Raw genomic sequence first — 224 nt, 5'->3', positions numbered from 1 at the left:
GCTTGTGGGGAAAGAGCTTGCGCTTCATCAACGATCAAGACGGTTTTCTTTCCCAAGGCATGTACTTGAATCAAGTGCTCTTGAATGAGGGAAACGATACGCAGCGGATCATCGTTCTCGATACCCAACTCTCTGGCGACAGCAAACTGCAACTGTTCCCCATTCAACACTGGATTGGGTAAGTAAATAAGCTCAACTTCAGATTCAATCTGCTCGATCAGCTT

The 224-nt window shown here is 46.4% G+C and carries 1 protein-coding gene; it reads right to left on the bottom strand.

Annotation, left to right across the window (positions count from 1 at the left end; all coding sequences use genetic code 11):
* Positions 1–224 (bottom strand): ATP-binding protein (locus IQR33_RS23850; protein ID WP_228014097.1); only part of this gene is annotated, 224 nt, incomplete at both ends.

Origin of the sequence: Vibrio sp. OPT46 (genome assembly GCF_015163535.1) — a bacterium.
Classification (GTDB): Bacteria; Pseudomonadota; Gammaproteobacteria; order Enterobacterales; family Vibrionaceae; genus Vibrio; species Vibrio alginolyticus.
The sequence above is the reverse complement of the archived record's forward strand: the minus strand, read 5'-3'. Positions and strand labels throughout refer to the sequence as shown.